This window comes from Brasilonema octagenarum UFV-OR1 (assembly GCF_963888615.1).
GTDB lineage: Bacteria > Cyanobacteriota > Cyanobacteriia > Cyanobacteriales > Nostocaceae > Brasilonema > Brasilonema sennae.
The window spans coordinates 1-8,812 of sequence record NZ_CAWPKW010000145.1; the positions used below are offsets into that span (position 1 = coordinate 1).

Sequence of the window (8,812 nt, forward strand, 5' to 3'; positions counted from 1 at the left end):
CGTTGTAGCAAGTGGCGTGCATGTGGCGTGAGCCAGTACTTGATGAGGGTCTCCCGACCTAGGTATCTGGCGTGAAAAAGGTGTTTCTTTCATTTGTAGCGGGTGGTGCGCCGCCCGTCGGGCGCTTTCAAGAAACACAGGGGTGTAGGGGTGTCACGGGGGTCACAGGGGTCACGGGTGTAGGGGAATAAGAGAATAAATGCATTTTCTCTATCCCAAGCGTAAATGTATTTCCCCCTATACCCCTATACCCCTAGTTCAGGTATAAGGTAAACTAAGAGTACAGTTATAGTGCTAAAATTTACTAGATCCAACCTATTGATCACTAAAACAATTCTTAGCCACTGTGAACTCACAATTTTTGAGGAGCCGCCTGAGAGTGCATCTACCGCAACAACTACCACTAATGGTGGCTGCTTCATTCACAGAAATTTGGAGAAGAAAACAAAATTGTTTACAAATCTATAAGATTTTCATTTCAGGTGTGTTGCACTTCAAGACTCTGTCAATAGATTAAAGATGTTGAACGTAATTAAATTAGCAGTCTGATATGGCACCAGAACCTACTACATTAACCAAAAAAAACGTCTCTGCTGCCAATCGATCGTCAAAGATTTCTACAAAAGCACCTTTGACGGTATTAGCACGTCGATCAAAGCGATTGGGTCGTTTGGGGCATTTACTTGCTGGTGTTTCAGCAGTGGGTGCAGCACTCCTGGCAGCTTCTAGCCTGAACTTGGCGAAATTTATGGAAAACCAAGCTCAAACTACATTTTATCTACTACGAGTACCCGAAACTCCTCCAAAAGAGATTGTGATTTTGGCAATAGATGAACAGTCAATATCACTTGGCGAGCAATACTATAAAGCAGATCCACAAAAATATAGTTTCTTTGAGCCACTCCAAGCTTTTCCCTTTAAACGTGCTGCATATGCTCAGGTGATTGAGAAGTTAATCAAGGCAGGGGCACGCTCTGTGGCAGTAGATGTAGTTTTTAGTACACCAAGTAGTTACGGTGTTGAAGATGATCAAAAGTTGCGAGAGTCGGTGCAACGTTATGGAAGCAAAGTGACTCTGGCTGCACTCTACGAAGAATCTCAAACACATCAAGGTCAAGTCATGCAATTGACACAGCCCCGGCAAATGTTTCGTACTGGATCTGTCGCCATTGGTACTGTAAATTTCCCTCTAGAGGTAGATGGGAAAATTCACAAATTGGCCAACGAGTACTCCAAGGTGATCGATAAAGAAGATGCTTTAACAGTGAAGATGCTCTCTTTTGATGAAGCAACATTAAGAGCAGCCCAAGTAGATTATCCTCCACCTAAGGGCGATCGGATACATTTTCACGGACCAGAAGGAACATTTAACCAAATCCCCTTTTGGTACGTACTCGATCCAGAAAACTGGAACACCTATCTACAGCAGGGCAAGTTTTTTAAAGACAAAATTGTCCTGATTGGATCAACAGCGAAGACAGACAAAGGGGACGATTATCATTCAGTTCCGGCTATGGGCAATTGGTTGTATCCAGAGCGAATGTCAGGGGTGGAGGTTCACGCCAACGCGATCGCAACTTTAATGCAAGATAAAGCAATCACCGAAGCAATTAAGAATCCATTCATCCGTGGTTTATTTGTGCTTTGTTTAGTCAGTGGATGTGGGGTTATTATTGCCTTCAGAAAAAGAGGTATAACTAGATTTGTCGTTAGTATCGCCCTTGCCATCAGTTGGGGAGGTATTAGCTATCTCATCTTTGTCCACAATTTACTCATCTTGCCGACTGCGGTACCGGTGGTGGCGATCGCCATGATTGGATTGGCTTATCTGGGAACAGAAGTCTCCAGAGAAATTATCAGGAAAATCCAACTGGTCAATATTATGAACCAATTTCCCTCTGACCGTGTTGTTCAAGAAATCATTAGCCAGCAGGATGACTTGAAAGACTTGTTACAGAAAAGGGAGATGGCAGTATCTGGCAAAATCCTGGATGGACGCTACAAAATTGTCAAAGTTCTTGGTGCAGGTGGATTTAGCGAAACTTACATTGCTGAAGATATCAAACTTCCAAATAACCCTTTGTGTGTTGTCAAGCAGTTAAAACCAGCTAACAGTAAACCAGAGCAGTTGGAGATCGCCAGACGTTTATTTAGTTCCGAAGCTCAAGCTCTACAAAAACAGGGAAGTTACAAACAGATACCACAACTTTTAGCTTATTTTGAAGAAGATGAAGAATTTTATTTAGTTCAAGAATATATAATTGGTCATGCTCTGAGCCAGGAAATGTTGCCAGGTCAACGGCTTCTGGAAACACGAGTTATCGAGATTTTACAGGATTTATTAGAAACATTGGTATTTGTTCACAACAATAACGTTATTCACCGAGACATTAAGCCCAGTAACATCATACGACGAGACTCAGACGGCAAACTGGTTCTGATTGACTTTGGTGCCGTTAAAGAAGTCACAACACAAATCCTTGATCATTCAGAGCAAACTGCTTTCACCATTGGAATTGGCACTCGGGGTTATGCACCAAGTGAGCAGTGCTACGGACGTCCACAGTATAGTAGTGATATCTATGCAGTGGGCATGATTGGCATCAAAGCCTTGACTGGCATGGCTCCCCACGAGATAGAAAGAGATGCTAACTCAGAGTTGAAATGGGTTGATAAGGCATACGTCAGCCAATCTCTATCAGATATTCTTACTAAAATGGTGCGGGAAGACTTCCGACAACGTTATCAATCTGCATCCCAGGCGTTAGAGGCGCTCGCTAGGTTGAGTAGTCAACACAGCGAACGAAGTTTGCTTCAACACAAAGTGGGGAATATCTCTTTAGAAGAGATAGACACTCCCACCACACCTTGGACAGGAATATCCGAAGACAGTTCACAATCGGCTGTTTCTACATCTCTACTACCAAGTCGTTATGAAAATTCGATAGAAGACTGCCAGGATCTTCCGACTGATACACGCCCGTGATCCTCAGCCACCCTATGGCGAGCCGCCATAGGGCGAACCCGAACGGATCTTTCACGCCCTGGCGACGGGCGTTCCCGGAGGGTGAACAGTAAACAAGTAACTACTGATAACTGATAAGTGTTCACTGTTTGAATTCATGACTTCTACTAAACTGCTGGGCGTAGAATCTAGCGTAGCGATGCCCCAGGGTTAACAATTCTTCATGAGTTCCCGATTCGAGAATCTGCCCGCGTTCGAGAACTAAAATGCGATCGCACCGCCTCACCGTACTCAACCGATGAGCAATAATAAACACAGTTCGCCCCTCCATCAACCTTTCCAGTGCTTCCTGTACCAAAGCTTCCGACTCTGAATCTAATGCAGATGTGGCTTCATCTAAAATAAGAATTCTGGGGTTTAAAAGAACAGCACGCGCAATAGCAATTCTTTGTCGTTGTCCACCAGATAAATTTACCCCTCTCTCTCCCACCCACGTGTGATAACCATCGCTTAGTTGGGTGATAAACTGGTGAGCATTAGCAATCGAAGCTGCTTTCTCTACCGCTTCCATGTCAAAAGAATCTTGCCCGAAAGCAATATTTTGGGCAATTGTTCCAGAAAACATCATGGTTTCTTGGGGAACAATTCCAATTTGTCGCCGCAGACTATCGAGGGTAACATCCCGAATATCAACGCCGTCAATGAAGATTTCACCAGCAGTTGCGTCATAAAACCGGGGGAGAAGATTGACAAAAGTGGTTTTACCTGCACCGGAAGCACCGACAAGGGCGATCGCCTCTCCCGGCTGTGCCAACAAACTAATATCTTTTAAAACAGGTTCACCTGGTTTGTAAGCAAAAGACACACGACTATATTCCACCTTACCACTTACCGGGGGAAGCAACAGAGCATTTGGTTTTTCTACTACCGTTGGCTGAACCGCCAACAACTCAAAAACTCGGTCAACAGATGCCTCACCTTGTTTAAACTCATTGTAGTTGTTCGTAACGTGACCGATAGGATCAATTAACAACGCTGCTGCAGTCAGGTAGCTGAAAAACTCTGCCACCGTCAAGTTATCATTTGCAATTTGCGCTGCGCCAACGAATAGTAGTGTTAAAGCACTCACAGCTTCCAAAAATCCCACAATGGGAATTTGAATTGCTTTGAGCCGTTCCACTGAGTATTTCGCGCTCATTGTGCGTTCTGCTTCCCGGCTAAACCTGGCAGTTTCGTAATTTTCTGCAGCAAAAGCTTGTACTATGCGGATACCACTAACAACTTCCGTGAGTATTGCTGACAAATCTGAGATGCGATTTTGACTTTTAAGAGAGAATCGGCGTAACCGTTCACCAAACCAACCAATTAAAATACCCATCAGGGGTGCAACAATAATTATGGCTAATGTCAGTTGCCAATTCAGAGAAATCATATAGATGGGAATTGCAACTAACTGCAAAACGCAGGGGATAAAGTCGTGAAAGAGTTTGTGGACAACTTCCCCGACTCGATCAACATCTTCAGTGAGGCGGTAAGATAAATCACCAGATTTTGCAGTTTCAAAATAGCTGAGATTGAGCTTTTGTAGGTGTGAGTAAACTTTATTACGGAGATGGAAAGCAACTCTTAGTGCTGCTTTTGCCATGTAGATATCTTGCACGGACTGAAAAAAGCCTCGTACCAGAAAGACTGCTGCGATGATGGCAAGTTGTAGGGCGATCGCCTTCAAATCCCCCCCACCAAAGACAGTTGCAAATTGACGCACATATCTCAGAAGCGTCAAAGTTGCCAGGACATATCCTAAAATGCCAATGAACCCCTTAACGATAGTTTGCCATTGGGGTCGAATATACGGTAGAAGCTGCCAGTAGTTAGAGCGCGTTTTCAAGCTGTCACATCCACAAAAAGACTCTGCTTTGTTTGACGCTATTGGCTTTTGTGTAGTTTCTGAAGATGTAGAAAGAGAGAGAACAGGGAACAGGGAACAGGGAGGAAAGAAGGGGGGCGATTTTCTACGCCTTACACCCCTAATTGGTAATGGTGCCAAATCTCAGGAAACTTACAAAAAAACCATAATTTGTAGAGTGGGCACTGTTCACTCATGATACATGAATGACACAGGAAGGTAAGAAGTACTCACGTTACATTAAATTCTCTTGTAGTTCCTGAATATTTACTGATCTTATTATGTGCTTTCTTTCAGGAATATGGCTATTCCGCTTTGGATCATAATAGATAACAGTATGTAGAGGCCGTACCGTACAGTTTCTGCTGTATTGCTTTATCTCAAATAAAATGCACTTATGTAACGCCTCACAATCAGTGACTTCTCGGATAATTTTAATTTATACTTGAAAAAAAGAAACAAAATCCTGTGAAATTCGTATTAATTTACTGTGAAGTGCATCTACCAAAAAATTGTTTCTAAATTATGAGATCACATGGTGATGTTACCAAATCCCTTCACTCCCAGAAGACCAGTAGCCCCAGAACGTTTTGTCGGGCGGATATATGAAATCGCAGCTGCGTGCGCCTTGGTGAATGCTCGCGGACATGTAGCAATTTGGGGAGGTCCAGGAATGGGGAAGCGCTCTTTATTGGAAAAATTGGCTTCTCCCCAAACTATGGAAGAACATGGACTCGATCCATCTGTAGCTGTAGTTGTTCTTCTGAGTTGCGAGAGTATTACTCCCTTTACTCCCTATGGTTTTTGGGAAGAAGTCCTCAAAGAGATAAACGATAAGTTAGATCGTGGATCTCAATTGCAAGTTGAAATTGAAACATTTTTAGGAGAAGGTGGAGCAAGTAGAAATAGCCTGCGTCATGTGTTGAAGGAATTGGGGAGACAAAATAAATTTTTGTTGCTGTTAGTAGATGATTTTGACGTTGTCCTTTCCCCAAATGAAAAATACGCTGAGGCTGATATGGTAACATTTTTGAGCGAGTGTCGTAGTTTGGCTGTTCACTGTCACGAGAGTAAATATCTCTCAATGATTGTGACTTCACGCAAGCGCCTCAATGAACTTAATCCCACACTCAATTTAAACGCCTCTCCTTGGTTTAATCACTATCTCTTCCTTCATCTACAGCTCTTTACTGAACAGGAAGTAGAGGAACTACTTAAACCACTAACAACACAAATGACACTACAGTTACGAGAAAACATTTCTCAAATGGCTGGTAGACACCCAACCTTGCTACAAATTGCAGGCTTTCATCTATACAACCTTTTTAATTTTTAAGCATTGATCCAATGGAGGCTGAAAGGTATGAGAAAAATTAATGATGAGTTTGTCAGGGAGTTTGAAAGTAATACCAGACATATTTTCCAAATTATTTGGGAAAACTGCTGTGAAGAAGAACGGACATTATTAATGCTGATTGCTCTGTCTATTTCTAATGGTCGTCTGCACAACAACAAACAGTTTGATTTGAGTGGAATTGATCTTATCTTTACTCAAAGAGAGCGCGAATTGAAAAATTTGGAAGAACAAGGAGTTATCATTAGCAAAACAAGTATCGAAAACAAGCAATTAAAAAATGTCTATGATTTCACTTCATCGCTGATGGAGCGATTCGTCATTCAAGAAATTTGGAACACTGAAAATTTTGATATCCAAAAACGACAAAGGGTCTTTCTCAAATTGATGAGCCACGAGCAAGTCGATAAAGTCACAAGGTTTACGAATTGGCTCTGGCAACATAAAAATGAACTCTCTTCTGCTGTTGAAATATCTGGCAGACTGTTGGGGGGGTTACCATAAAAGCTGATTTTTCAGAGGTCATTTATCAAGAAAAAATAAAGTTAGTTTAGGAGCGAAAAGTAATGTGGATGCTCCTCACACTTAACTAACGTTGTGTTCAGCGAACCCTTTCGATATGATTTCTAACGAAAAACATCATCGAAGCAAGGCAACACCATGTTATATAGTGGTGTTTTACAGCAAAGCCATAACGTACTGGACTACTTAATCTTTACTTTATAAATAACCTCTTATAACGACTGCAAGACATGATTGAATAAAAGGCTAGAAAAGATTATGTATGATGCCAAATGTATGATACCAAACCCCTATATTGTTGGCATTCCGGTTAATGAGCCTAACAAATTTTTTGGTAGAGAAAGTCTGTTAAGTTTCATTGAAGACAATCTGAGACAGAATATAAAATTTATCTTGTTACATGGTCACAGACGTATCGGTAAGTCTTCTGTACTCAAACAAATTCCCAACAGGATTGCTCCAAGTGAGTTTGCTTTTGTTCATTATGATTTACAACATCACGCTCAATCAGATTTATGTGAGATTCTACATGATGTCAGTGAAGAAATTGTCAACCAACTGGATTTAAACCAAGATAATATCAAACTGCCGACACAGAAAGAGTTAAAAACTGATGTAAATATATTTTCTAGCCACTTTCTACCTCAAATTTATAAGAAAATAGGTGGAAGGAAGCTGGTGCTATTGCTAGATGAATTTGATGTTATCTGTGATGATACCAACAACATACTTGAGAAAGGTTTAGGTTTATTTCCTTACTTAGAAAAGCTTCTAAAACAGCAAGAGAAATTATTTATTATTTCGGTTGCTGGGCGACATCCCAGTGATTTAAAAAATTTGATTAAGCTATTTAGGAGTGCACCTTATCAAAAAATTGGTTCTCTAGATTAGCTAAGTGCTAAGCGGCTAATTCGTAACCCAACTCAAGGTGTTTTGGAATACGCCCAGGATGCCATCACAGCAATTGTAGAACTCACAGCAGGGCATCCTTATTTTATTCAAGTCATTTGCTTCAATATTTTATTGGTTGCAAAAAATAATAAAAACTGGATAGTCACTCGTACGGATGTGGAAAATGTAATAGAAAAAGCAATTGAGCAGGCAGAAGGTGGACTAGCATGGTTCTGGGATGGATTAACTATTGCAGAGAAAGTCGTTTTGTCTGCTATAGTAGAATCACAAAACAATGCTATTCATAAAGTTCAAAGATATCCAGAAGAACCCTTATCTTTACTTAAAAATTATGGAGTTATCCAAATAGAAGAACTGGTTCAAGCTATCAACCAACTAGCCAAAAAAGGTTTCTTGGATAATACAGAACGTAGAGTCAAAATTGAATTTGTCCGTCTTTGGTTAGCGCGAAGACACCCACTAAGGCAAGAAATACGGGAATTGGAGAAGTTTGAAGAAGAAGAAGTTCATGCTTTGTGCAAAGCAGCTAGTCAACAGAATAAAAAAGAAAAAAAGCAACAAGCACTCGATATTTATAACCAAGCCTTAGCATTGAATCCCAATCATTTTCCCACTTTGGTACCACTAGCTAAGCTAAACTTGGAATTAAAAAATTTCGACAAAGCATTACAACTTTACGAACGAGCAAACCAAGTTGATCCGATAAGTAATAAAGAAGCACTTTTAAGTGCGTTGGAAAGATATGGTAGTGAGTTGACAACACAAAGACAGTATACACAGGCAAAGATCCAATACAACAGAGTTTTGGAACTTCAGCCTGATAGAATATCAGCACTGCAAAGACTGAAAGAAATTAAAAGTTTCGAGTCTCCAAGCCCTTATCAGTCTATAAGTAACAGCAATTACCAGGTTGAAATTAAGAACAAATTACAGACGATTTCAGCACAGGAAATTCCTTTAAAGAGGATTGCAGCACTAGCAGGAACAATTGCCCTTGTGAGTCTTGCTAGTGGACTTGTCTTTTATAGGTGGGCAACTCCTTGTCGTCCAGGTCAATATAAAGTAGTTAATGGTATTTTTTGTGTGGCGGGTATTACGCAACAGAATAATATCACGAATAATATTAGTCAGGGCGATCGCACTCTCTTTCCCA

Annotated in this window: 6 protein-coding genes; 5 read left to right on the top strand and 1 reads right to left on the bottom strand. The window is 41.0% G+C overall.

Annotation, left to right across the window (positions count from 1 at the left end; genetic code table 11):
- Positions 1-550: 550 nt before the first annotated feature.
- The gene (locus AC5590_RS10055; protein ID WP_169268587.1) at positions 551-2,986 is read left to right on the top strand and encodes a CHASE2 domain-containing protein; all 2,436 of its coding nucleotides are present in this window, start codon (positions 551-553) and stop codon (positions 2,984-2,986) included.
- A gap of 121 nt (positions 2,987-3,107) precedes the next feature.
- Here the strand turns inward: AC5590_RS10055 and AC5590_RS10060 are convergent, their stop codons facing one another.
- Positions 3,108-4,853, bottom strand: a complete 1,746-nt coding sequence (locus AC5590_RS10060; RefSeq protein ID WP_169268588.1) for an ABC transporter ATP-binding protein — start codon at positions 4,851-4,853, stop codon at positions 3,108-3,110.
- A 553-nt stretch (positions 4,854-5,406) separates the two neighbouring features.
- Here AC5590_RS10060 and AC5590_RS10065 point away from each other — a divergent pair.
- The 4 genes from AC5590_RS10065 to AC5590_RS10080 all read left to right on the top strand — a co-directional run.
- Positions 5,407-6,207 (top strand): AAA-like domain-containing protein, encoded by an 801-nt coding sequence (locus AC5590_RS10065; RefSeq protein ID WP_246162604.1) that lies wholly within the window; start codon positions 5,407-5,409, stop codon positions 6,205-6,207.
- A gap of 27 nt (positions 6,208-6,234) precedes the next feature.
- The gene (locus AC5590_RS10070; RefSeq protein WP_248277414.1) at positions 6,235-6,729 is read left to right on the top strand and encodes a hypothetical protein; all 495 of its coding nucleotides are present in this window, start codon (positions 6,235-6,237) and stop codon (positions 6,727-6,729) included.
- A 276-nt stretch (positions 6,730-7,005) separates the two neighbouring features.
- Positions 7,006-7,638 (top strand): ATP-binding protein, encoded by a 633-nt coding sequence (locus AC5590_RS10075; RefSeq protein ID WP_169268589.1) that lies wholly within the window; start codon positions 7,006-7,008, stop codon positions 7,636-7,638.
- A 42-nt stretch (positions 7,639-7,680) separates the two neighbouring features.
- Positions 7,681-8,812, top strand: a 1,132-nt coding sequence (locus AC5590_RS10080) for a tetratricopeptide repeat protein (protein ID WP_211178756.1), incomplete at its 3' end; no start/stop codon positions are given.

What these genes read in the sequence shown, in the direction of transcription:
- AC5590_RS10075 (WP_169268589.1), top strand. Translation starts at nt 7,006, where the DNA reads ATGTATGATGCCAAATGTATGATACCAAACCCCTATATTGTTGGCATT.
- AC5590_RS10065 (WP_246162604.1), top strand. Translation starts at nt 5,407, where the DNA reads ATGGTGATGTTACCAAATCCCTTCACTCCCAGAAGACCAGTAGCCCCA.
- AC5590_RS10055 (WP_169268587.1), top strand. Translation starts at nt 551, where the DNA reads ATGGCACCAGAACCTACTACATTAACCAAAAAAAACGTCTCTGCTGCC.
- AC5590_RS10070 (WP_248277414.1), top strand. Translation starts at nt 6,235, where the DNA reads ATGAGAAAAATTAATGATGAGTTTGTCAGGGAGTTTGAAAGTAATACC.